We start from the raw sequence: 22483 nt of genomic DNA, 5'->3' as shown, positions 1-22483 counted from the left end.
CCTTTTCAGGCGTGCGGGGCGCTGCCGGCGAACTCGCGGCCCGCCGGGCCGGAGAGCACCGCCAGCGACAGCGTGTGACCGACCAGTTCGGTCAGGGTGGCGATCGCGGACGCGCGGTCGCGGGCGTCGCAGGTGACCAGCGGGACGGCCGGGTCGAGCGCGAGCGCGTCGCGCACCTCGTCGAGGTCGTGCACCGGCTTGCCCTCGAACTGGTTGACCGCCACGACGAACGGCAGCTCCGAGTCGTTCTCGAAGTAGTTGATGGCCGCGAACGACTCGTCGATCCGGCTGGTGTCGACCAGCACCACCGCGCCGAGCGCACCACGGCTCAGGTCGTCCCACAGGAACCAGAACCGCGCCTGCCCCGGCGTGCCGAACAGGTACAGCAGCAGGTCCGGGCGCAGCGTGATCCGCCCGAAGTCCATCGCCACCGTGGTGGTCGACTTGCCGCCGGGCGGGATCTCGTCGATGCCTTCGCCGGCCTCGGTCATCCACGCTTCGTTGCTCATCGGCGGCACCTCCGACACCGCACCGACGAAGGTGGTCTTGCCGACACCGAATCCCCCGGCGACGACGATCTTCGCGGAGATCGTCAGCAGATCGCCCTCAGGCGGGGAGCCGCTTGAGCCCATCAAGGATCCTCTCGAGCACGTTGGTGTCGTGGTGGTAGGCGTGCGCCGTGGGGTGGACGAACACCGCACCCTGGGAGGCCAGGTCGCCGAGCAGCACCCGCACCACGCCCAGCGGCAGGTCCAGCCCGACCGACAGCTCGGCGACCGAGCAGCGCACCCGGGCGCGTTCGTAGAGCGAGCGCGACTCGGGCATCAGCGTGTCGCTCAGCGCGGGGTCGTACTGCGGCACCGAGATCAGCGTCTCGACCAGCAGCTGGTGGCGCGTGCCGGTGCGGCCGCCGGTGAGCGCGTACGCGCGGATGCGGCGGCTCCGGCGCGGTAACGCGGTGTCCTTTTCGGACATGGGGATCACATCCTCGTGCTGCGTACCGGAGCTCCGCTCCGGGCCGGGGGCGGCGCCACCCGGACCCCCGGAAGAATCGTGAGGCACGGCCATCAACCCCGGGGCCGGCGCGCGGTCAGCACCTGGCGCAGTTCGGCGCGCACCTCGGGGGTGAGCGCGTGGCCGGCGTTGGTGATGAACTGGGTCATCTCGTAGGCGACCACCTTCATGTCCGCCTCGCCCGAGGTCAGCACCGCGAGCCCGGCGCCGGACCCGATGCCCATGAACAGGAAGTAGCCGTGGGTGAGCCGGATGATGATCTGCTCGCAGGCGCCCTTGCCGAACAACGCCGCGCTGTTGCCGGCCAGCGAGAGCAGGCCGCTGGCGATCGCGGCGAGCTGTTCGGCCTCGGCCTCGCCGACGGAGTCCGACGCGGTGAGCGGGAAGCCGTCCACGCTCATGATCAGCGCGTGGCTGACGCCGTGGACCTTGCGCACGAAGTCGTCGAGCAGCCAGGCGAAGTTCGCCGTGGCCGAGTGGGGAGCGCTCACCGGGCGGTTCCTCCGGGCGTTTCGTCGTGGCGGGCGCGGTTCTCCGCGAGGGCCGCCTGCTCGCCGTCGGCGAACGCGCCGAGGTCGGCCAGCAGCTGTTCGTGGCCGGTGGTGCCGGCGTCCTCGGCCGGCGGGGGCGGTGGCGGCGGCGGTTCCGGTGCGGCACCGCGGATGCTGCCGGGCACGCGGCGCGGCAGGCCGTTGGCCGTGGTCCCGCCGACGACGCCCTCGACCGGACGCGGCCGCGGGGTGGGTTTGCGCGGTGCGAGCGGCTCCGGTGTCTCCCGGGGGAAGGTGCCGGCGCGGCGCCGCGGCAGCCCGCCGACGGTGGCCGGTTCGGGGCCGGCCCCGGTCTTGACCGGTTCGACGGTCACGGTCCGGGTGCCGGACCACGCGTGTTCGGCGAGTTCGGTGACGATTCCGGTGGGCAGCAGCACGGTGGCGACCGTGCCGTGCGGGCTGCGCCGGTCCAGCCGCACGGTGACACCGTGCCGGGCGGCCAGGCGGGCGACCACGGCCAGGCCCATGTGCCGCGCCGCGGCGTCGTCGAGGTCGCCGCCCGCGGCCAGCCGCGCGTTGAGGTCCCCGATGCGGTCGGCGGGGATGCCGATGCCCTCGTCCTCGATCCGGACGAGCACGCTGCCCTGCTCGGTCAGGTGCGCGCTCACGTGCACCGGCGAGCTGGGCGAGGACTGGTTGGCGGCGTTGTCGAACAGCTCCGCGAGCACCCGGCCCAGGTCCTCCGCGGCGAAGCCGACGACGCCGAGGTTGACCACGCGGCCGATGGTGATCCGGGCGTAGTGGTTGATCGACGACATCGCCTCGCGCATGAGGTCGAGGACCGAGGTCGCGCGGGCGGCGTCGCCCGCGGTGTCCTGCCCGGCGAGCACGCGCAGGTTCTCCGCGTTGCGCCGCAGCCGCGTGGCGAGGTGGTCGAGCTGGTAGAGATCGGCCAGGCGGTGGTGGTCCTCCTCCCCCGCCTCCAGCTCCTCCAGCCGCGCGAGGAGCTGGTCGAGGAGGTTGAGGTCGCGCAGGGCGACGCTGGCGCAGATCTCGGCCAGCACGCCCTCTTCGGACGGTGCCGCCACCGGCTCCGGCCGGGTCAGCTCCACGAACGCCGGCCCCGCCGCCGGCGTGGGCGCGTATCCCGGGTGTTTCGGCGGCGCGGTGAGGAACTGCGCGGCGGCGACGCGCGAACGGTCCAGTAGGACGCGTGATCGATCCAGGAGTTCCCGGGCCCGGCTCGCCATGTGGTCCCACTTCTTCCTTGATCGTGACCGACTGTGCCTGAGAAGCGTGTGCTGCGCCGACCCCCGGCGGCGATGCGGGACATGCAAGCAGAAAGGTTCGTGGGATGTCCACAGCCGGTCCCCGGGTGATCGCAGCGCGTGACCGTGATTTCGGAGCGTCGCCGCTGGTGAGCGCAGCGGATTAGGCCATTCGGTTCAATTTTGCAAATTGCGGGTCGCAACGGAGCGCACACGCGCGTCGAACCCGCAGCTGAGCCAGGCCCTGCCCGCAAACCCGCAGGGCTGTGCCCGATTCGTCCCAACTTTGCGTGCCACGCAATTTTTTGCGGGGCACGCAAGTTTTTCGCTACACTCCGCTCATGCCGCCGGAAGAACCACCGAAGCTGACCTTGCGCGAGCGGAAGAAGCGCGAGGCTCGGCGAGCCCTCGCGCAAGCCGCCCTGCGGCTGACGCTGGAGCGAGGGCTGGAGAACGTCCGGGTCGAGGACATCGCCACCGAAGTGGGCGTCTCGCCCCGCACGTTCAACAACTACTTTTCCAGCAAGGAGCAGGCGGTCTGCGCGGTGGTCGTCGACCGGCACGAGGGGATGCGCGAGGCCCTGCTCAACCGGCCGCCCGACGAGCCGCTCTGGGAATCGGTCAAGCACGCGGTGCTCGAGCAATATTCGCGTGAGGGCGAGCCCGATCGCGCGTATGTTGCGCGTATCCGGGAGCTGATGGGCCAGCTCGCGTTGCGTGGCGAGTTCCTGCGAGCCCACGCGACGGTCGAGCAGGTCCTGGCCGAGACGATCGCGAAACGGGTGGGCGGTGTGGACCACCTGCTGTGCCGGCTGCTGGCCTCCTCGGTGGAAAGCGCCGTCCGCGTCGCCTTCGTCAACTGGTTCACGACCGAAGGCGAGCCGCTCCTGCCGACCCTGGAGCGGCTGCTGGACGAGCTGGCCGCCGGGATGCCGACCCTGACCGGCGGCACCGAACGGAAACCCGAACCGAACACCACCACCACTCCACTGGGGGAATCGTTGTGCTAGTCAAGCTCCTCCGCAGCCACCTGCGCCCGTACCGGGGCACGCTGTGGGTGATCGTCGTGCTCCAGCTGGTGCAGACGATCGCCATGCTCTACCTGCCGACGCTGAACGCCGACATCGTCGACAACGGCCTGATCAAGGGCGACATGGGCTACATCCTGCGGATCGGCGCGGTGATGCTCGCCGTCACGCTGGCCCAGATCGCCGGCTCGATCGGCGCGGTCTACTTCGGCGCGCGCACCGCGATGGCGATCGGCCGGGACATCCGCGCCGGGATCTTCCACCGGGTGCAGGACTTCTCGGCCCGCGAGGTCGGCCAGTTCGGCACGCCGTCGCTGATCACCCGCACCACCAACGACGTGCAGCAGGTCCAGATGCTGGTCCTGATGACGCTGACGCTGATGGTGTCGGCGCCGATCATGTGCGTCGGCGGCATCATCCTGGCGCTGAACCTCGACGTGCCGCTGTCGTCGCTGCTGCTGGTGATCGTGCCCGTGCTCGCGGTCTCGGTCGGCCTGATCATCGCCAAGATGCGGCCGGCGTTCCGGCTGATGCAGGAGCGCATCGACCGGATCAACCAGATCCTGCGCGAGCAGATCATGGGCATCCGGGTCATCCGCGCCTTCGTGCGCGACTCCCGCGAACGGCAGCGCTTCGACGTCGCGAACGACGAACTGCTCACCGTGTCGCTGCGGGTCGGGCGGCTGATGGCGCTGATGTTCCCGATCGTGATGCTGGTGATGAACGTGTCCAGTGTCGCGGTGCTGTGGTTCGGCGGCCAGCGGATCGACTCGGGCAGCATGCAGATCGGGGCCATGACGGCGTTCCTGTCCTACCTGCTGCAGATCCTGATGGCCGTCATGATGGCCACGTTCATGTTCATGATGGTGCCGCGCGCGGAGGTCAGCGCCGAGCGGATCAGCGAGGTGCTCGACACCGAGTCGAGCGTCCGCCCGCCGGTGTCGCCGATCCGGCCGGGCGAGGTGCACGGCCACCTGGAGCTCGCGAACGTCGAATTCCGGTACCCCGGCGCGGAAAAGCCGGTGCTGTGCGACATCTCGCTGCTCGGGCGGCCGGGTGAGACCACCGCCGTGATCGGGTCGACCGGCACCGGCAAGACCACGCTGCTCAACCTGATCCCCCGGCTGATGGACGCCACCGCCGGCACGGTGAAGGTCGACGGCGTCGACGTCCGCGACCTCGACCCGGCGGTGCTCGCCCGCGCGGTCGGGCTGGTGCCGCAGAAGCCGTACCTGTTCGCCGGCACGGTGGCGAGCAACCTGCGCTACGGCAACCCGGACGCGACCGACGAAGAGCTGTGGCACGCGCTGGAAGTGGCCCAGGGCAAGGAGTTCGTCGAAGCGATGGCCGAAGGCCTCGACGCGCCGATCGCCCAGGGCGGCACGAACGTCTCGGGCGGCCAGCGGCAGCGGCTCGCGATCGCGCGGATGCTGGTGCACAAACCGGAGATCTACCTGTTCGACGACTCGTTCTCGGCGCTCGACTACGCGACCGACGCGGCCCTGCGCCGCGCGCTGGTGTCGGAGACGAAGGACGCGACGGTGGTCATCGTCGCGCAGCGGGTCAGCACCATCCGGGGCGCCGACCGCATCATCGTCCTCGACGAGGGCCGCGTCGTCGGCACCGGCACCCACCACGAACTCATGGACGGCAACGAAACCTACCGGGAGATCGTGCTGTCCCAGCTCACCGAACAGGAGGCGGCGTGAGCACCACCGAATCGCCCGAAGCCGCCACGACCGACGCCGGCGAACGACCGACCGCCGAGCGGCACAAGAACACCGGTGCCGCGGCCGCCGGGCCGGCGGCCCGCTGGATGAGCGGCGGCGCGCCCGCCGAAAAGGCACTGGACTTCAAGGGTTCCCTCAAGCGGCTGCTGCAGCTGCTCAGGCCGCAGCGGGTCGCCCTGATCGGCGTCCTGGTCCTCGGCGCGGCCAGCGTCACCCTGACCGTGATCGGGCCGAAGATCCTCGGCCAGGCCACCGACGCCATCCTCGCCGGGGTGCTCGGCAAGCAGGTGCCGCCGGGGGTCACCAAGGAGCAGATCGTCGCCGGGCTGCGGGCCCGGGGCGACAGCACGCTCGCCGACATCTACAGCCGGGTCGACCTCGTGCCCGGCGTCGGCATCGACTTCGACAAGGTCGGCCGGATCCTGCTGACCGTGCTGGCGCTGTTCGTCATCTCGTCGTTCTTCGGGCTGATCCAGGCCCGGCTCACGACGACGCTGGTGCAGCACGCGGTGTACCGGCTGCGCCGGCAGGTCGAGGAGAAGTTCGCGCGGCTGCCGCTGAAGTACTTCGACCGCCAGCCGCGCGGCGAGGTGCTTTCGCGCGTCACCAACGACATCGACAACCTGGCGCAGTCGCTGCAGCAGACGCTGTCGCAGATCGTCTCGTCGCTGCTGACGGTGATCGGCGTGCTGATCATGATGTTCTTGATCTCGCCGCTGCTGGCGCTCATCGCGCTGCTGACGGTGCCGCTGTCGGCGGTCGTGGCGGCGAAGGTCGGGAAGCGGGCGCAGCCGAACTTCATCAAGCAGTGGTCGACGACCGGGAAGCTCAACGCCCACGTCGAGGAGATGTACACCGGGCACTCGCTGGTCAAGGTGTTCGGCCGGCGCGAAGAGTCCGCGGCGATCTTCGACAAGCAGAACGAAACGCTGTACCAGGCCAGCTTCAAGGCGCAGTTCATCTCCGGGATGATCCAGCCGGCGATGATGTTCATCGGCAACCTGAGCTACGTGCTGGTGGCGGTGATCGGCGCGCTGCGCGTCGCGTCGGGCAACCTGACGCTCGGCGAGGTGCAGGCGTTCATCCAGTACTCGCGCCAGTTCAGCCAGCCGGTGACGCAGATCGCCAGCATGGCGAACCTGCTGCAGTCCGGTGTCGCCTCGGCCGAGCGCGTCTTCGCGCTGCTCGACGCCGAGGAGCAGGCCCCGGAGCCGGCGAACCCGGAGCGGCCCGCGGTGATCCGCGGGCGCGTGGAGTTCCAGGACGTCTCGTTCCGCTACCTGCCGGACAAGCCGCTGATCGAGCACCTGTCGCTGACCGTCGAACCCGGTCAGACGGTGGCGATCGTCGGCCCGACCGGGGCGGGGAAGACGACGCTGGTCAACCTGCTGATGCGGTTCTACGAGCTCGACAGCGGGCGGATCACGCTCGACGGCGTCGACATCGCGAAGATGAACCGCGAGGAGCTGCGCGACCAGACCGGCATGGTGCTGCAGGACGCGTGGCTGTTCGGCGGCACGATCGCGGAGAACATCGCCTACGGCGCGGACGATCCGAGCCGCGAGGAGATCGTCGAAGCGGCGAAGGCGACGCACGTGGACCGCTTCGTGCGGACCCTGCCGGACGGGTACGAAACGGTGCTCGACGACGAGGGCGGCACGGTCAGCGCGGGTGAGAAGCAGCTGATCACGGTGGCGCGGGCGTTCCTGGCCAAGCCGGTGATCCTGATCCTCGACGAGGCGACCAGCTCGGTCGACACCCGCACCGAGGTGCTGATCCAGCGGGCGATGAACTCGCTGCGCAGCGGCCGCACGAGCTTCGTCATCGCGCACCGCCTCTCGACGATCCGCGACGCGGACGTGATCCTGGTGATGGAGCACGGCCGCATCGTCGAGCAGGGCGATCACGAAACGCTGCTGCACAGCGGTGGTGCGTACGCACGGCTGTATGCGGCGCAGTTCGCCGAAGCCGTGGCCGAGACGGACTGAGCCCGTCACCCCGGTACCCTGGAAGCTCTTCGAGCGGAAGGGGTACCGGGGCGGCCATGGCCGACAAACTCGAGGAATACCGCCGCAAGCGCGCCCGCAGCCGCACGCCCGAACCCTGGCCGGACGGCCCGCCCGTCCCCGGGAACGACGACCTCTTCGTCATCCAGGAACACCACGCCACCCAGCTGCACTGGGACTTCCGGCTCGAGCGTGCCGGCGTGCTCGTCTCCTGGGCGGTGCCGAAGGGCCTGCCGCTCTCCCCCGGCGTGCCCCGGCTCGCGGTGCACACCGAAGACCATCCGATGGAGTACCTCACCTTTTCCGGCGAAATCCCGGCCGGCGAATACGGCGGCGGCCGGATGACCGTGTGGGACACCGGCCGGTACGAAACCCTGCACTGGAACGACCACAAGGTCGAGGTGGTCTTCCACGGCGCCCGCACGCGCGGCAAGTACCTGTTCCGGAACCGGCACGAGGAGGACGGCCGCGACTGGACCCTGCGGCGCCTCGACCCCGCCGAACCCGGCCACGAGGACGCCCCCGAATTCCTCGAGCCGATGACGGCGGAACCGGGTGCGCTGCCGGCGGACGACGACGAGTGGGCCTACGAGTTCGCCTGGGGCGGCCTGCGCACGATGCTGCTGGTCTGCGGCGGCCGCGTCACCGCGCACGACGACACCGGCGCCGACGTCACCGACCGGTACCCGGAGCTGCACAAGCTGGGCGAGCAGCTCGGGTCCACCGAAGTGCTGCTGGACGGCGAAGTGGTCGTGATGAAGGACGGGAAGCCCTACCCGGCCGGGCTCGAGGAGCGCCGCCGGGCCGACGCGGCGGCCGCCAAACGGCTCAAGACCGGCTGCCCGGTCTTCTACTTCGCTTCCGACGTCCTGCACCTCGACGGCCGGGCGACGCTCGACCTGCCCTACACGAAGCGCCGGGAACTGCTGGACGGCCTGGCGATCGAGGACCGGCACTGGCAGGTCCCCCGGTACTTCCTGGGCGGCGGCGAAGCCGTCGTCGGCGCGGGCCGCCAGCACGGCCTCCCCGGCGTCGTCGCGAAGCGGGCCGACAGCCCGTACCGGCCGGGCGGCGGCGCGGGCGACTGGCTGCTGATCAGGAACTGACCCGGCGGGCCAGCGCCACCCCGGCGACGACGACCACCAGCCCGGCGACCACGTTGCCCACCAGAGCGCCCGCCGACGGCGGGGTCTCCCCGCCGCCGCGGAGCAGCCACGGCGAGGCGGCGGCCCACGCCCCGAGCACCGGGACGACCCAGCCGATCAGCGCGAGCCGCCGGGTGGCCGTGCGCGCGATCGCCAGCGCGATCAGGACGAGGCCGACGAGGGTGTCGCTCAGCGCCAGGACGCCCGCGCCGCCGAACCCGGTGAGCCACGGCGCCAAGACCAGGTAGAGCCCGGCGAGCAGGACCAGTCCGGCGGCCGCGCCGACCACCGCCGGGCGGGGCCGGACAGCCGGGGTGCGGTGGGATGTCATCTCCTCACCTCCACCCGGAGAGGTACCCGCTCGTCGCACCCGGTAACCGGGGCCTGCCCGCCGCTCTCGGTGCCGGCAGGCCCCGGTCCGGTCAGCAACCGCAGGTGTAGTAGGTGATGTCCCAGTGGTTGCCTTCGTCGCAGTAGAGGTTGCCGGAAGCTGCCTTCCACTGCGGGTAGCCGTCGCCGCGCAGGCCGGCGTAGCCGAAGCTGTTCTTGATGTAGGCGTCGATGCAGCTGTTGTGCGAGATGTCCACCTTGTAGCCGTTCCAGTGGCTGTAGGTGCCGGACGCGTGCCCGGTCTCGGTGCCGCCGGTGATGTTGATCGCGCAGCCGCTGGCCCGCTTCAGCGTGATCACCCCGCTGACCGTGCTCTGGTTGATCTGCTCGTACGACGTGCACGTCGAGTTGTTGCGGTCGGTGCAACCGCCGCTCGAGGAGTGCGTGACACCGGCGGCGGACAGCTGCGACGCGGCCTGCGCCTGGGTGAGCTTGGTGACCTGCTGGGTCGCCTGCGCGGTCCCGATGGTGGCGAACACCGCCGTCGCCGCGGCGGCGGCCAGTCCCAGTGCCGCCCGCGCCAGCATCCGTTGTCCCGGCATGAGTTGTCTCCCTCCGACAGTTCCGATCGCCGGGGAGCCAAATCGGGCCGGCCATAACTTCGCCAAACTCGCCGTCCCGCCCACCGGGCGGGACGCCGTCAGGTCCTGATCTTCGCCAAGACTTCACGAGTCCGGTCGCGGTCCGGGGATGCGCTGGTCACGGCGTTGAGCTCGCGCAGCGCGCGCAGCTCCCACAGCGGGAACCCGAGCTCGCGGAACACCCCGGCCGAGGTGCGCAGCAGCCGCTCCGCCTCGCCCGCCGCACCCTCCTCGGCCTGCGTCCGCCCGAGGCCGAGCAGGGCGTACCCGGTGCCGCGGCGGTCGCGCAGCTCCCGAAACACCTCCAGCGCCAGCAGCAGGTGCCGCCGCGCCCCCGCCGGATCGCCCGCGCGGCGGCGGGCCTCGGCGAGGCTGCGGTGGGTGTAGGCGGCGGCGTGCCGGTGCCCGATCTGCTCGAACAGCGCCAGCGAGCGCGTCAGGAAGCGCTGTCCGTCGGCGACGTCCCCGGCGTCGGTGTGCAGGTCGCCGAGGCTGCGCAGGACGTGTGCCTCCCAGTGCCGCTCCCGGGTGCGGACGGCGCCGCCGAGCGCGCCGGTGAGCAGGTCGGCCGCCTGGTCGCGGCCGCCGTGGCGGCGCAGGACGTCGGCGTAGCGCTTGGCGGCCTGGTCGTGCCCGCGGCCGTCCTGGGCCAGCAGCATGCTCACCTCGAAGCTCTCGACCGCGCGCCGCACGTCGCCGATGTCCTCGGCCAGCGACCCGAGCTGCGCCGCCGCGGCCGCCTGCCCGCGGCGGTCGCCGCACGCGCGCAGCAGGCCGAGTGCTTCCCGCAGTTGCGCCTCGGCGGTGCGGGGATCACCGCCGTCGAGGTGGACGTCGGCGAGCGCGGCCAGCACGACTCCGGTGCCCTGCGGGTCGTCGAGGGCGCGGTAGCGGTGCTCGGCCATGACGAAGTAGTTCCGCGCCCGGTACCAGTGCCCGTGCTGCCAGTGCACCGCGCCGAGGTGGTGGAGCTTCTCGGCCTCGGCGCGCGGGTCCCGGCGGCGCCGGGCCGCGGCCAGCCCGAGCACCGAAACGGCGCGGGCGGCGTGCCCGAGCCACGGGGTGCCCGCCAGCGCGGTGCAGGCGTCGGCGAGCCGTTCGGTCAGCTCGTGCCAGCCGTGCGCGCCCGCCAGCCGGACGGCCGCGGCGAGCAGGCCGGTCTCCTCGGCCGTCCAGGCCACCGGCTTCGGCAGCCCGGCCCGGCGGCCACGCGCGTGCTCGGCGTGCGCCAGCACGGCTTCGCACGCCCGGCGCAGCGCGGCTTCGTCGGCCGGGCTTTCGGCCAGCACCAGCCGCACGAACGGGGGCACGGCCCAGCGCGGCCCGGCCGGCTCGAGCAGGTGCGCGGCGGCCAGCTCGTCGAGGCGGTCACCGGCTTCACGGGGAGAGCGGTCGAGCAGCGCCGCGGCGCACCAATCCGGGACGGCGACGCCGAAAGCGCCGAGCAGCCGCAGCAGCGACACCTCGGCGGCGGACACCTCCCGCAGCGCCGACGTCACCGCGGCGCGGACGCCGAGGTCGCCGGCGGTCAGCTCGTCGAGCCGTCGGCGCTCGTCGCCGAGCCGCGCGGCGAGGTCGCCGACGCGCCGGTCCGGCCGGGACGCTAGCTTGACGCCGGCGATCCGGACGGCGAGGGCGAGCCCGGCACAGTGGTCGAGAAGCCGTTGCGCCGCTTCGGGTTCCTCGCGCAACCGCGCCTCCCCTGCGATCGCCGCCAGCAGGGCCTCACCGTCCGATGTGGACAATTCCGGGACCGGGATCGCCCGCGCCCCGCACAGCCCGGGCAGCGCGCGGCGCGTGGTGACCAGCGTGGCGCAGCCGGGTCCGCTCGGCAGCAGGGCACGCACCTGGGCCTCCGACGCGGCGTCCTCGAACAGCACCAGCAGCCGCCGGTCGGCGGTGTAGCCGCGCCAGAGCCCGGCCAGGCCGGCGCGGTCGGCCAGTTCGGCCGGGGTCGCGCCGAGCCGGCGCAGGAAGCCGGCCAGCACGGCCGCCGGTTCGGCCGCGGTCCCGTCCGGGGCGCGCAGCACCGCGGTCAGCTGGCCGTCGGGGAACCGGCGGCGGGCCCGCCAGGCCGCCTGGACCGCCAGCGCGGACTTGCCCGCCCCGGCCGCCCCGTGCAGCACGACCGGCGCCGGGCTCCGCAGCGCGCGGGCGACGTCGGCGAGCTCGGCCGCGCGGCCGGTGAAGTCGGGCACCGCCGCCGGGAGCTGGGCGGGCGGGCCCGGCGACGTCCACTCGCTGCCGGCGATCCGGCGGTAGACGGCGACGAGGTCGGCGCCCGGCCGGACGCCGGCCTCGTCCCACAGGGCCCGGCGGGTCCGGCGGAGCACCTCGAGGGCCGATTCGCGGCGGCCGACGGCACCGAGGGCGGCGGCGAGCCGGGCCGCGAACCGCTCGTCGGCCGGCCGGGCGGCGACCACCGGGTCGAGCCGTTCGACGACCGACCGGCCGTCGCCGTCGGCGAGTTCCAGCTCGACCAGTTGCAGCAGCGCGGCCGAACGCCGGTCCTCCAGCCACAGCTTGTGCGCTTCCAGCAGCGGGCCGCCGGCGACGTCGGCGAAGGCGTCGCCCCGCCAGCACGCCAGGGCACGCTCGAGCGCGCGGCGGCGTTGCGCCCGGTCGTCGGCGCCCGAGGCGAGCAGCGCCAGGAACTCGTCCGCGTCCAGCTCCCCCGGCTCCACGGCGAGCGCGTAACCCCGCGGCCCGGAGCGCAGCCGCTGCCCGGCCTCGGCGGCGCCGAGGCCGGGCGAGAGCGCCTTGCGCAGTTTCGACACGGTGACCTGCACGATCGCCGCGGCGCTGGACGGCGCACCGTCCGGCCACAGCTCGTCGACCAGGGTGTCGCGCCCGACGAACCGGCCCGCACGGGTGAGGAGGACGGCGAGCAGCCGCCGTGGCTGCGCGGCCGACGGCAGCGGGACGGAGGCCGACAACGGGCCGAGGACCTGGAACCGCACTGGCTACCCACCCACCCGCGAGATCACCTGATCGAGCGAGCCGAATCTAACCTTCCGGCGCGGCGGAGGAACCCCGCTCACCCGGATGGCCGACGACGTTCGCCTCGGGCGCGGGCGAGCAGCTTCGCCGGCAGCACGGGCGGACCGGATGTCCGGATTCCTGCGAACCGCGTCCGAGCGCCGCTCCGGCTGCTAGCGTTCGATCATGCCAGGCTCACCCAGACGGGTCGCGATCGTCGGTTACGCCGACGCCGAGCTGCTGGACATCGCCTGCCCCGCCGATGTGTTCGAGGCCGCGAACCGGCTCGGCGCGCGGCCGCCGTACGAGCTGCGGCTGGCGTCGGTCGACGGCCACGGCATCCGCACCGGCTCCGGGCTGACGCTGCAGCCGCACCTGCGGCTGGACCAGGTCGCCGATGACCTCGACACGCTGGTCGTCGCGGGCGGCTTGGGCAGCACGGCCGCGGCGGCCGACGAGCGCGTCCTGGCCCAGGTCCGGCGGCTCGCCCGCACCAGCCGCCGCGTCGCGTCGGTGTGCACGGGCGCGGAGGTGCTCGCGGCGGCGGGGCTGCTCAACGGCCGCCGCGCGACAACGCACTGGCGCTACGCGGCGCGGCTGGCCCGGGACTACCCGTCGGTGACGGTGGACCCGGTGCCGCTGCACGTCCGCCACGGCAACGTCTACACGGCGGCGGGCGTGACGAGCGGGCTGGACCTGACGCTGTCGCTGGTGGAGGCCGACCACGGGCCGGCACTGGCCCGCGAGGTGGCCCGCGCGCTCGTGACGTACCTGCAGCGGCCGGGCAACCAGGCCCAGGTGAGCCTGTTCCTGGCCGGGCCGCCGCCGGAGCACCGCGAGGTCCGCGACCTCACGGCGTACATCGCCGAGCACCTCGACGCCGACCTCGGCACCCCGGCGCTGGCGGCCAGGGCGGGCCTCAGCACCCGCCAGCTGACCAGGCTCTTCGACGCCCACCTCGGCACGACCCCGGGCCGCTACGTCCGCACGATCCGCACGGAGCACGCGGCCCGCCTGCTGTCGGGCACGGACCTCCCGCTGGCGACGATCGCCCGCCGCTGCGGCTTCGGCTCGACGGAGACGTTGCGCCAGGCCTTCCTCGACCACTTCGACACGCCACCGTCGGCCTACCGCCGGGTCCACGTCCGCCAGTCCTACGGCTGATGCCCCGCCAGTCACGCGAGAAGCCCCTCCGATCACGCGAGATACGCGCCCGATCACGCGAGTTCCGCTTCGGATCACGCGAGATCGGCGCATCGGGACGAACCGGGCCGTCGGCGGCCCCTCGCGCGGGGTGCGGAATCCCGCTGTCAGGATGTGCGGGTGGACCGCCCTGACCTCGACGACGCCGAAACCGGCCCGATCCGCCGGATCACGGACGAGGTGTCCCTTTCGCCGGGTCACGGGACGTCCGGAACGCCGGGTACGCCCCGAAAGCCGGCTCGCCGCACCCCGGCCGAGGGGGCTCGCCGCGCGGCCGACCCGGCCCGCCGCCGCACCGACACCGGACCTCAGCGTGCCGCTCACTCGGGGTCGCTGCGGCTCCCGGCCGACAACGGCCGCGCCGAGGCACGCCGCCGCGGCGACACCGGGCCGCAACCGATCCCCGGCGGCGAACAGCCCGCCACCCCGCGCCGCCGCGGGGACACCGGGCCGCAGCGGGTCGCCGACGCGGCCACACCACGCACCCGCCGCGGGGACACCGGACCGCAGCCGATCCCGGCCGACGGCGACCGCCCCGCCACCCGCCGCGGGGACACCGGGCCGCAGCGGGTCGCCGAGAACGGCCCCCGGCGCAAAGCCGCCGCCGGCGGAACGCCGGAAGCACCCGCCGGGCACGGGCACGGCCATGGACACGGGCATGGCCACGGGCCCGCCGCCCCGGCGTCGCGGCGCGTCCGGCTGCTCCTGATCTGGCTGCTCGCCCCGCTGGCCCTCGCCACCGTCGTCGGCATGATCGTCCTGTACCCCTGGGGCAAGGCCTCCCCCACGAGCGTCGTCCCCCAGGGCACTCCCGTGCACGCCGACATCCGCACCACCGTCACCGGCCCGTGCCTCGCCCAGGGCCAGGTCCAGGTCGGCGACCAGACGGACCCGAACGCGAAACCCTGCCTGACCGTCGAGCTCACCATGACCGACGGCCCCGCCGACGGGAAGCCGCTCAAGCTGACCGTGCCCATCGAGCCCAGCACCCCGCGCTTCGCCGCCGGGGACGCCGTCGTGCTCGCCTACAACAACGGCAACCCGAACGATCCCGCCAGTTTCCAGCTCGTCGACTTCCAGCGCGGCACCCCGCTGCTCGTGCTGGCCGCCCTGTTCGCCGTCGCCGTGCTGGTGCTCGGCCGGTGGCAGGGCGTCGCCGCGCTCGTGGCGCTCGGGCTTTCCTTCGTCGTCATCGCGCTGTTCATCCTCCCGGCCATCCTCGCCGGGGAAAACCCCCTGGTGGTGGCCATCGCCGGGGCCGGCGCGATCATGTTCATCGCGCTCTACCTGACCCACGGCCTCTCCGCGAGGACGTCCGCGGCCGTGCTCGGCACCCTGGTCAGCCTCGCGCTCATCGGCGTCCTGTCCGCGATCTTCTCCGCCGCGGCCTCGCTCACCGGGCTCGACGACAGCACCTCGACGCTCATCGGCTCGCTCGGCCACGGCATCGACGCGCGCGGGCTGCTGCTCGCCGGCGTGGTGATCGGCGCCCTCGGTGTGCTCGACGACGTCACCGTCACCCAGACCAGCGCGGTCTGGGAGCTCCGCCGCGCCAACCCGGACCTGACCTGGCGCGAGCTGTACAACTCCGGCCTGCGGATCGGCCGCGACCACGTCGGCTCGGCGGTCAACACCCTCGTGATGGCCTACGCCGGGGCCGCGCTGCCGGTGCTGCTCTACTCGTCGATCTCCGGGGTCGGGCTCGGCGCGCTGCTCGGCAGCGAGGACATCGCGCAGGAGATCATCCGGACGCTCGCCGGCAGCGTCGGCATCGTCGCCGCCGTCCCGGTCACCACCGTCCTGGCCGCGCTGATCGCCTCCCGCGAGCCCGCGGGACACCTCGGCACGGCGAAACTCAGTCCAGCGTAGCGACGAACCGGCTGACGGCTTCCATCGTGAAGCGCTGCACGTACTTGCCCGACGGCGCCACCGACGCCAGCCGGTAGAGCGGGCGCTCCGCCACGCCGGACCCGCGGGCCTCGGCCTTCAGCTCGGCGACCAGCAGCTCGCCGAACACGAGGCCGTTCGCCTCGGTGTTGTTCATCAGCGCGTTCGCCAGCTTCCGCAGCTGCACGATGCCGAGCTCGCGCCCGCCCGTTCCGGAAAACACCGCGAGGTCGACCTTCGCCACCTTGCCCCGCCGGCCGGCGTTGACCAGCAGGCTCACCGTGCGGCTGCCCCGGACGTCGCCGACGACGAGGTCGAGGCGGGTCGCGGTCGTCAAGTCGACTCGGCGCAGCCCCCACGTGCGCACGAGGAGCGTCGAGCCCTCCAGCCAGACGCGGCGGCGGATGCTGACCGCCATCACGTACAGCAGCGGCAGGGCGATCACCAGGGCGACGACCAGGCCGGCCACCGTGCCACCGATCAGGCCGGCGACCCCGCCGAACGCCGCGGCGACGATCACCACGCCGATCAGGCCCGAAATGCCGCGCCGGCGACGGCCGCGCGGGTCTTCCTCGAACAGCGCGATCCGCTCGGTCATCCCCGGGCCCCCGTCCCGGCGAGGAACGGGTTGCCCGCGCGTTCCCGGCCGATCGTCGTCGCCGGGCCGTGCCCCGGCAGCACCACCGTTTCGTCCGGGAACGCCGCCAGCAGGCCCCGCAGCGCCGCCGCCACGTCCCCACGGCCGACCGACCCGGCGAACAGCGTGTCGCCGGTCAGCGCGAGCCGGCCGCCCTCCGGCGTCTCCAGGCCCAGCACCACCGATCCCGGGGTGTGGCCCGGCACGTGCCGGACGTCGACGTCCAGACCCGCGAAAGTGCCCGGCGAGAGCGGCACGCTCTCCCCTTCGTACAGCGGAGCGTCGCCCGCGTGCAGGTGCAGCGGGACACCGTGTTCGGCCGACAGCGCGGCGGCCGACGCGACGTGGTCGGGGTGGCCGTGGGTGGCCAGCAAGGCCGCCGGGACCAGCCCGTGCTCGCCGAGCGCGGCGGCCAGTGGCGCGGCCACCTCCTGCCCCGGATCCACGACCACACACGGCCCGCCGGCGGCTGCCGCCAGCAGGTAGCAGTTGGCCTGCAGCGGGCCGCTGGCGAACCCGACGACGAGCACCGAACGCCTCCCCGGACTTCCGCGCCGGATGGCGCCGATCACGATCGGGTTGAGACTAGCGGGCCCTGTACATGGTCCTCACAGGCTGTGCCCATACACTGCCGCTACCTCAAACGTGTGAGACGAGCGGAAACCTGGAGGGTACGGGGTGGCGACCAACCAGCAGCGCCGCGAAGCTGCGAAGCGCAAGCTCGAGCGGCAGCTCGAGCGCCGATTGGAGCAGCAGAAGCGACGCCGGATGATCGGGGCTGGTGTAGTCGGCGTGGCCGTCCTCGTCGTCGCCGGTGTCGTGGTGTGGATCGTGAGCGCGAACAGCGGCGACAGCACCGACGCCGCGGCGTCGTCGTCCTCGGCCGCCCCGCCGCCCACCGAAATCCAGATCCCGACGCAGCGCACCGCGCTGCCGAAGCGGGCCACGCCGTTGCCGAACCCGACGACGTGCGACTTCAAGGCCGACGCGACGGGCAAGGCGCCGAAGAAGGTGAACCCGCCGGACGGCAAGAACGTCCCGTCGACCGGCACGGTGAACGTGACGCTCAAGAGCACCGCGGGCGACATCCCGCTGACGCTCGACCGGGCGCTCGCCCCCTGCGCGGTGGAGAGCTTCGTCAGCCTCGCCAAGCAGAACTTCTACGACGGCACCATGTGCCACCGGCTCGGCACCGAGGGCCTGCAGATGCTGCAGTGCGGCGACCCGGCCGCCACCGGCGACCCGACCCAGGACGGCCAGGGCGGCCCCGGCTACACGATGCCGGACGAGGCGTTCCCGGAGATCAAGTACGGCCGCGGCATCCTCGCCATGGCGAAGACGTCCGCCCCGAACTCCGGCGGCAGCCAGTTCTTCATGGTCTACGGCAACGCCGACGGCCTCCCGGCGGACTACTCGGTGTTCGGCAGCATCAGCGACGAGGGCCTCAAGGTGCTCGACGCGGTGGCGAAGGCCGGCATCGCGAACCCGAACCCGCAGGACGGCACCGGAGCGCCGACCAAGCAGGTCAAGTTCACGGGCGTCACCGTCGAATAGTTTCAGCGCCGGCCCCTGTTTCGAGCTGAACGGGGATCCGCTCGGCCCGGACGCCGCACTCGCGGGCATGGTCTCCTACGGCCATTTCACCGCGATGCAGGTCCGGGACGGGCGGGTCCGCGGGCTCGCCTTCCACCTCGAGCGGCTCGCCGCGAGCACGCGGCTGCTGTTCGGCACCGAGCTCGACGCCGGCCTCGTGCGGTCCTACGTCCGGCAGGCGGTGGCCGGCGAACCCGCGCTTTCGGTCCGGGTCGTCGTGCTCACGCGGTCGTTCGACGAGCCGATGACCCCGGAGATCCTGGTCCGGACCGGGCCGCCGCGCCCGCCCGACCCGGCGCCGCTGCGCCTGCGGACCGTGCGCTACCAGCGCGATCTGCCGCAGGTCAAGCACCTCGGCACGTTCGGCCTGATCCACGAAGCCCGCCAGGCCCGCCTGGCGGGCTTCGACGACGCGCTGTTCGTCGACCACGACGGCCGGATCAGCGAGGCATCGATCTGGAACGCCGGATTCCTCGCCGGGGACACGGTCGTCTGGCCGGAAGCCGCGGTGCTGCCGGGGATCACGATGCTGGTGCAGCAGGAAGCCTTGCGCCGCCTCGGCGTCCGGCAGGAGACGCGTGAGGTCCGGCCGCCCGATCTGCGCGGCTTCGACGCGATGGTCCTGACGAACTCCGAGACGTCCGGCCGCGCGGTGGCGTCCGTCGACGACCTCGTGCTGCCGCCCGCCGGCCGCGCCGTGGCCCTGCTCGCCGAGGCGTACGAAACCGTGCCGTGGGACGAGATCTGAACCGCGGTCGCGCCCGGCCCGTGTAACGGGCGACACCGGAGATCCGCCGAGGGTCGCCGGGGAGAGGTGCCGACCATGGTCGAAAACCGGGTTCCCGCGGTCCGCCGCGTCCTCGGGCGGGCCGGTCAGGCCGGCTGCGCCGGTGTCCTCTTCGCCGTGCTCGCCGGTGGTCCCGCGCTCGCGCAGGCCGACCCGCCGCCACCGGTCAAGTACTTCATCGTGCCGCACGCCGACAACCCGCAGGACATCACGCTGTTCAAGATCGCCGAACGCGCGCTCGGCGACGGGCGCCGGTTCCCCGAGATCTTCCGGCTGAACCAGGGCCGGCTGCGGCCGGACGGCACGCCGTTCACCGATCCCGCGGCGATCGAGCCCGGCCAGGTGCTCCAGCTGCCCGACGACGCCGCCCCGCAGCCGGGCGTCGAGTTCGGCCCGCTGCCGTCGACCCCACCCGCGCCGGTCACGCCGTCTCCCCCGGCCGCACAGTCTCCCCCGGCCGAAGGGACGTCCGGGCTCGGCGTCGGGCTGGCTTCGGCCGTCAGCGGTACCGGCGGCCTGCTGACCGGCCTGCTCGCCGGGCTGTGGTGGCGACGTCGCCCGCAGCTGCTCCCGCCGGCCCCGTTCGAGCCGGCCGCGCGCGACGACGAGGACTTCGGCGCCGGCTCGGTCAGCGGCACCCTGCCGCTCCCGGTCGTGGTCCCCGAACCGCGGCCCGACGTCGTGCTGCCCCCGGAGCCGAAGACCACCGAGCTCGCGATCATCGTGCTCGACACGGCCGACACCCAGGTGATCGCCGCGGTCCGGCCCGGCTCGCGGTTCCACTTCCGGATCGGCCCGCAGCCGGACTTCGCGGACTCCTCCACCGTGCTCGTGGTCGACGGCGAGGGCGACCGGCCCTGACCCCGGCGCGTGCCAGTCGCGTCACTCTGCGCTGAACGGATCAACCGGCGCCGGAACTCTGGCCATCGGGCCGCCGGGCCCGCGATAGTCGTCTCATGACCTGGGATCCGTTCGGCACCGTGGGCAAGGCGCTGTGGATCGGCGGCGCTCCGTGGACGGGGAAGTCCACCGTCGCCCGGCTGCTGGCCCAGCGGCACGGCCTGACGACCTACCACCACGACGACCGGGCCCGGCCCGGCACCCCGCTGCCCGACGACCTCCCGGCCGGCGACCAGCTGACCGCGATGATGGCCGAGTTCGGGCACCGCTTCAGCTGCGCCCTCGACGAGCTGCGCGCGCTGACCTCGCCCCGGCCGATCCTCGCCGAAGGGCGGGGGCTGCGGCCGGAGCTCGTCGCGCCGCTCGTCGACTCGCCCGGCCGGATGGTCGTGCTGGTGCCGACCGAGCTGTTCCGCCAGCACCAGCTCCGGCACCGGCCGGACGGACCCGCGATCCCGCAGCAGCGCACCCGGCTGACGCGCGACCGGATGCTCGCCGCCCACGCCGTGCGGGCGGCGCGGGACCTCGGCATCCGCGTCATCGAGATCGACGGCAAGCTCGACCCGGCCGGCGTCACCGACGTCGTCGCCGAGCACTTCCACGCCTACCTGGACGGCTGAGGTCAGCGGAAGGTGAACCGCGGCGGGCGCCGCTCGAGGAAAGCGGCGACGCCTTCCGCGTAGTCCTCGCCGTGCAGGGCTTCCGAGCGGATCTCCTCGACCTCGGCGTCCGAGGTCTCCTGCCCGGCCACGATCTTTTCGATGATCCGGTTCATCCCGCGAACGGACGCCTGGGAGCGCGAGCACAGGATCTCGACGAACGCCAGCGTCGAAGCTTCGAGGTCCTCGGCTGGGAAGACGTCGTTGAGCAGGCCGATTTCCCGGGCGCGGACGGCGGTGATCAGCTCGCCGGACAGGAGGAAGTACTTGGCGTGGGCCGGGCCGACGAGCGAGACGAGCTGGCGCGTCGAATCGAAGTGGTAGACGATGCCGAGCTTCGCCGGGGTGATGCCGAACCGCGCGCCCTCGGCGGCGAACCGGAAGTCGCAGGCGACCGAAACCTGGCAGCCACCGCCGATGCAGTTGCCCTGGATCATCGCGACGGACGGCTTGCGCATCGCGGTGAGGGCGGCGACCGCGCCTTCGACGGCCTTGTCGTAGCTCGCCGCGCCTTCCGCGGTGGTGCGCAGCTCCCCGAACTCGCTGATGTCGGCGCCCGCGGAGAAGTGCCGGCCCGCCCCGGCGATCACCAGTGCCTTCAGCGCCGGATCGGCCTCCACCTCGGCGACGACGTCCGGGATCGCCGACCACATGCCGTAGGTGATGGCGTTCATCTTCTCCGGCCGGGTCAGCGTCAGGCGGGCGATTTCGCCGTCGCGCGTCAGGTCGAATCCGTCGGTCATCCCCGCACGATAGTGCTCGCCCTCAGCGAAACGGGCGGTGTGTGACGCGTTCGGGTGGCTAGTTTGGGGCCATGGCGGCGATCGAGGTGGGCGGGACGGCGTTCGGCTACGACGAAGCGGGAGAGGGGCCCGCCGTCGTGCTGCTGCACGCCGCGCTGGGCGACCGCCGGATGTGGGACGCGCAGTTCACCGAGCTCGCCGCCCGCCACCGGGTGATCCGCTACGACCGCCGCGGGTTCGGGGAGACCCGCGGCGAATCCGGCGAACACGCCCACTACGAGGACCTGCTGGCCCTGCTCGATGCCTGGGGGATCGAGCGGGCCGCGCTGGTCGGGGCGTCGATGGGCGGGGCGTGCGCGCTGGACGCGGCCCTCGCCGCGCCGGAGCGGATCACCCGGCTGGTGCTGCTCGGCTCGGGTCTCACCGGGCACCCCTGGCCGGACCACATGCAGGCGGACATCACCCGCCTGACGGCGGAGATCTTCCCCGACGACCGCCTGGTCCGCTACCAGTCCCGCGCACGCGAGCTCGATCCGGCGGACGTCCGGGCCATGGCGGAGGCCAACATCCGCTACCTGGTGGCCGGACCGGCGCGCGACGTCTCCGTGCTGCCGGCCGGGATGCTGGAGCTGGTCAGGGAAATGTGCGAGCAGGTGTACCGCCACGACTGGACGGCTCCACAGTGGACGGAAAGCATCCCGGACACCCGGCACCGGCTCACCGAGATCACCACGCCCACCCTGGTGGTGATCGGCACGTCGGACGCGCCGGGGCTGGTGGAACTGTCGGCGCACCTGGCGAAATCGTTGCCGCAGGCCGAATTCGCCGAGCTGGCCAACACCGGCCACCTGCCCTCGATGGAGCGCCCGGACGAGGTCAACGAACTGCTGCGGAAGTTCCTTTAGCGGGTTCCGCGCGCCCTTCATCGACCTAGGAGCTGGGTGGTCATCCCGTCGCCTGAGGCCGTGAAATCACTTTGAGCCGGGCCCGCAACCAACAGACTTACGCGACCCGACGACGCGAGCTTGCGGGCCCGGCTCAAAGTGATAGGCCTCAATCAGGCGACGGGATGACCACCCCGCGGCCCACCTCCAGAAGCCGAGGAGACAGCGGTAGTTGTGGCCATCCCGGAGCCTGCCGTCCGGCGAGGACATTCTTTTGTCTTTTTGCCGCGGTAGAAGTTCCAGGCTTGTTCTGTCTTTGCATCGGCCGCGGTAGAGGGCTGCCGCGGCAGGAGTCTGCTGCGGTAGAAGGCTGCCGCGGCAGGGGAAAGCTGCGGCAGGAGTCTGCCGCAGCCGAGCGAACCCGCGGCAGATCGGGTCCGACCTCCCCCGCCCCTCCGGTGGGATTTTCAGTCGGCGGTCGGGTTTGTCAAGGCGGGAAAGCGTGCCTTGACACCGGGCTGGAGGCGTACCTGAATGTCTGACCGGATTTCCGTCGCG

Annotated in this window: 21 protein-coding genes; 11 read left to right on the top strand and 10 right to left on the bottom strand. The window is 72.7% G+C overall.

Annotated elements, in window-relative coordinates:
- Nucleotides 1–5: 5 nt before the first annotated feature.
- From ACWED2_RS42710 to ACWED2_RS42695, 4 genes are all read right to left on the bottom strand, one after another.
- Nucleotides 6–632, bottom strand: a complete 627-nt coding sequence (locus tag ACWED2_RS42710; RefSeq protein WP_449696215.1) for a GTP-binding protein — start codon at nucleotides 630–632, stop codon at nucleotides 6–8.
- Nucleotides 607–975, bottom strand: coding sequence for a DUF742 domain-containing protein (locus ACWED2_RS42705; protein ID WP_176177465.1), 369 nt, complete (start codon nucleotides 973–975; stop codon nucleotides 607–609). The genes ACWED2_RS42710 and ACWED2_RS42705 overlap by 26 nt, the downstream gene beginning before the upstream one ends.
- Before the next feature lie 92 nt (nucleotides 976–1067).
- On the bottom strand, nucleotides 1068–1505 hold the full coding sequence (locus tag ACWED2_RS42700; protein ID WP_449696214.1) for a roadblock/LC7 domain-containing protein: 438 nt from the start codon (nucleotides 1503–1505) through the stop codon (nucleotides 1068–1070).
- Nucleotides 1502–2755 (bottom strand): sensor histidine kinase, encoded by a 1254-nt coding sequence (locus ACWED2_RS42695; RefSeq protein WP_449696213.1) that lies wholly within the window; start codon nucleotides 2753–2755, stop codon nucleotides 1502–1504. The genes ACWED2_RS42700 and ACWED2_RS42695 overlap by 4 nt, the downstream gene beginning before the upstream one ends.
- 359 nt (nucleotides 2756–3114) lie before the next feature.
- Between ACWED2_RS42695 and ACWED2_RS42690 the strand changes: the two genes are divergently transcribed.
- The 4 genes from ACWED2_RS42690 to ACWED2_RS42675 are packed head-to-tail and all read left to right on the top strand — an operon-like array spanning nucleotide 3115 to nucleotide 8643.
- Complete coding sequence (locus ACWED2_RS42690) at nucleotides 3115–3783, top strand: TetR/AcrR family transcriptional regulator (protein WP_449696212.1); 669 nt, start codon at nucleotides 3115–3117, stop codon at nucleotides 3781–3783.
- Entirely contained in the window at nucleotides 3777–5510 is a 1734-nt protein-coding gene (locus ACWED2_RS42685) for an ABC transporter ATP-binding protein (protein WP_449696211.1), read from the top strand. Before ACWED2_RS42690 ends, ACWED2_RS42685 begins: the two co-directional genes overlap by 7 nt.
- Entirely contained in the window at nucleotides 5507–7519 is a 2013-nt protein-coding gene (locus ACWED2_RS42680) for an ABC transporter ATP-binding protein (RefSeq protein ID WP_449696210.1), read from the top strand. Before ACWED2_RS42685 ends, ACWED2_RS42680 begins: the two co-directional genes overlap by 4 nt.
- A 56-nt stretch (nucleotides 7520–7575) precedes the next feature.
- Nucleotides 7576–8643, top strand: a complete 1068-nt coding sequence (locus tag ACWED2_RS42675; protein WP_449696209.1) for a DNA polymerase ligase N-terminal domain-containing protein — start codon at nucleotides 7576–7578, stop codon at nucleotides 8641–8643.
- Here the strand turns inward: ACWED2_RS42675 and ACWED2_RS42670 are convergent.
- The 3 genes from ACWED2_RS42670 to ACWED2_RS42660 form a co-directional block, all read right to left on the bottom strand.
- On the bottom strand, nucleotides 8633–9013 hold the full coding sequence (locus ACWED2_RS42670; protein WP_449696208.1) for an SPW repeat protein: 381 nt from the start codon (nucleotides 9011–9013) through the stop codon (nucleotides 8633–8635). The two genes, ACWED2_RS42675 and ACWED2_RS42670, sit on opposite strands and share 11 nt — an antisense overlap.
- A gap of 91 nt (nucleotides 9014–9104) precedes the next feature.
- Nucleotides 9105–9614 (bottom strand): hypothetical protein, encoded by a 510-nt coding sequence (locus ACWED2_RS42665; protein ID WP_449696207.1) that lies wholly within the window; start codon nucleotides 9612–9614, stop codon nucleotides 9105–9107.
- A gap of 98 nt (nucleotides 9615–9712) precedes the next feature.
- On the bottom strand, nucleotides 9713–12613 hold the full coding sequence (locus ACWED2_RS42660; protein ID WP_449696206.1) for a BTAD domain-containing putative transcriptional regulator: 2901 nt from the start codon (nucleotides 12611–12613) through the stop codon (nucleotides 9713–9715).
- Between the two features lie 205 nt (nucleotides 12614–12818).
- Between ACWED2_RS42660 and ACWED2_RS42655 the strand changes: the two genes are divergently transcribed.
- Both ACWED2_RS42655 and ACWED2_RS42650 read left to right on the top strand, forming a co-directional pair.
- On the top strand, nucleotides 12819–13796 hold the full coding sequence (locus tag ACWED2_RS42655) for a GlxA family transcriptional regulator (protein WP_449696205.1): 978 nt from the start codon (nucleotides 12819–12821) through the stop codon (nucleotides 13794–13796).
- 159 nt (nucleotides 13797–13955) lie between these two features.
- Nucleotides 13956–15704, top strand: a complete 1749-nt coding sequence (locus ACWED2_RS42650; protein WP_449696204.1) for a YibE/F family protein — start codon at nucleotides 13956–13958, stop codon at nucleotides 15702–15704.
- On the opposite strand, the gene ACWED2_RS42645 is transcribed toward ACWED2_RS42650, so the two are convergent.
- Together ACWED2_RS42645 and ACWED2_RS42640 are read right to left on the bottom strand one after the other, a co-directional pair.
- The gene (locus tag ACWED2_RS42645) at nucleotides 15691–16320 is read right to left on the bottom strand and encodes a hypothetical protein (RefSeq protein ID WP_449696203.1); all 630 of its coding nucleotides are present in this window, start codon (nucleotides 16318–16320) and stop codon (nucleotides 15691–15693) included. The genes ACWED2_RS42650 and ACWED2_RS42645 overlap by 14 nt on opposite strands.
- On the bottom strand, nucleotides 16317–16889 hold the full coding sequence (locus ACWED2_RS42640; protein ID WP_449696202.1) for an MBL fold metallo-hydrolase: 573 nt from the start codon (nucleotides 16887–16889) through the stop codon (nucleotides 16317–16319). The genes ACWED2_RS42645 and ACWED2_RS42640 overlap by 4 nt, the downstream gene beginning before the upstream one ends.
- A gap of 148 nt (nucleotides 16890–17037) precedes the next feature.
- Here ACWED2_RS42640 and ACWED2_RS42635 point away from each other — a divergent pair, with 148 nt between their 5' ends.
- From ACWED2_RS42635 to ACWED2_RS42620, 4 genes are all read left to right on the top strand, one after another.
- Nucleotides 17038–17913, top strand: a complete 876-nt coding sequence (locus ACWED2_RS42635; protein ID WP_449696201.1) for a peptidylprolyl isomerase — start codon at nucleotides 17038–17040, stop codon at nucleotides 17911–17913.
- 25 nt (nucleotides 17914–17938) lie between these two features.
- The gene (locus ACWED2_RS42630; RefSeq protein ID WP_449696246.1) at nucleotides 17939–18700 is read left to right on the top strand and encodes an aminotransferase class IV; all 762 of its coding nucleotides are present in this window, start codon (nucleotides 17939–17941) and stop codon (nucleotides 18698–18700) included.
- A 75-nt stretch (nucleotides 18701–18775) separates the two neighbouring features.
- Nucleotides 18776–19600 carry a LysM peptidoglycan-binding domain-containing protein gene (locus tag ACWED2_RS42625; RefSeq protein WP_449696200.1) on the top strand — a complete coding sequence of 275 codons (825 nt, stop codon included), beginning with the start codon at nucleotides 18776–18778 and terminating at the stop codon, nucleotides 19598–19600.
- A 95-nt stretch (nucleotides 19601–19695) separates the two neighbouring features.
- Nucleotides 19696–20259, top strand: coding sequence for a hypothetical protein (locus ACWED2_RS42620; RefSeq protein WP_449696199.1), 564 nt, complete (start codon nucleotides 19696–19698; stop codon nucleotides 20257–20259).
- 2 nt (nucleotides 20260–20261) lie between these two features.
- On the opposite strand, the gene ACWED2_RS42615 is transcribed toward ACWED2_RS42620, so the two are convergent.
- Nucleotides 20262–21041: an enoyl-CoA hydratase/isomerase family protein gene (locus tag ACWED2_RS42615; protein WP_449696198.1), complete on the bottom strand. Its 780-nt coding sequence runs from the start codon at nucleotides 21039–21041 to the stop codon at nucleotides 20262–20264.
- A gap of 71 nt (nucleotides 21042–21112) precedes the next feature.
- Between ACWED2_RS42615 and ACWED2_RS42610 the strand changes: the two genes are divergently transcribed.
- On the top strand, nucleotides 21113–21946 hold the full coding sequence (locus ACWED2_RS42610; RefSeq protein WP_449696197.1) for an alpha/beta fold hydrolase: 834 nt from the start codon (nucleotides 21113–21115) through the stop codon (nucleotides 21944–21946).
- The last annotated feature ends 537 nt before the right edge of the window (nucleotides 21947–22483 follow it).

The sequence above is a fragment of the Amycolatopsis sp. NPDC005003 genome (genome assembly GCF_053600695.1).
This window is presented reverse-complemented; position numbering and strand designations above follow the sequence as displayed.

Coding starts and splice junctions, on each gene's coding strand:
- ACWED2_RS42710 (WP_449696215.1), bottom strand. CDS start 632: ATGGGCTCAAGCGGCTCCCCGCCTGAGGGCGATCTGCTGACGATCTCC.
- ACWED2_RS42705 (WP_176177465.1), bottom strand. CDS start 975: ATGTCCGAAAAGGACACCGCGTTACCGCGCCGGAGCCGCCGCATCCGC.
- ACWED2_RS42695 (WP_449696213.1), bottom strand. CDS start 2,755: ATGGCGAGCCGGGCCCGGGAACTCCTGGATCGATCACGCGTCCTACTG.
- ACWED2_RS42690 (WP_449696212.1), top strand. CDS start 3,115: ATGCCGCCGGAAGAACCACCGAAGCTGACCTTGCGCGAGCGGAAGAAG.
- ACWED2_RS42675 (WP_449696209.1), top strand. CDS start 7,576: ATGGCCGACAAACTCGAGGAATACCGCCGCAAGCGCGCCCGCAGCCGC.
- ACWED2_RS42670 (WP_449696208.1), bottom strand. CDS start 9,013: ATGACATCCCACCGCACCCCGGCTGTCCGGCCCCGCCCGGCGGTGGTC.
- ACWED2_RS42665 (WP_449696207.1), bottom strand. CDS start 9,614: ATGCCGGGACAACGGATGCTGGCGCGGGCGGCACTGGGACTGGCCGCC.
- ACWED2_RS42655 (WP_449696205.1), top strand. CDS start 12,819: ATGCCAGGCTCACCCAGACGGGTCGCGATCGTCGGTTACGCCGACGCC.
- ACWED2_RS42645 (WP_449696203.1), bottom strand. CDS start 16,320: ATGACCGAGCGGATCGCGCTGTTCGAGGAAGACCCGCGCGGCCGTCGC.
- ACWED2_RS42625 (WP_449696200.1), top strand. CDS start 18,776: ATGGTCGAAAACCGGGTTCCCGCGGTCCGCCGCGTCCTCGGGCGGGCC.
- ACWED2_RS42620 (WP_449696199.1), top strand. CDS start 19,696: ATGACCTGGGATCCGTTCGGCACCGTGGGCAAGGCGCTGTGGATCGGC.
- ACWED2_RS42615 (WP_449696198.1), bottom strand. CDS start 21,041: ATGACCGACGGATTCGACCTGACGCGCGACGGCGAAATCGCCCGCCTG.
- ACWED2_RS42610 (WP_449696197.1), top strand. CDS start 21,113: ATGGCGGCGATCGAGGTGGGCGGGACGGCGTTCGGCTACGACGAAGCG.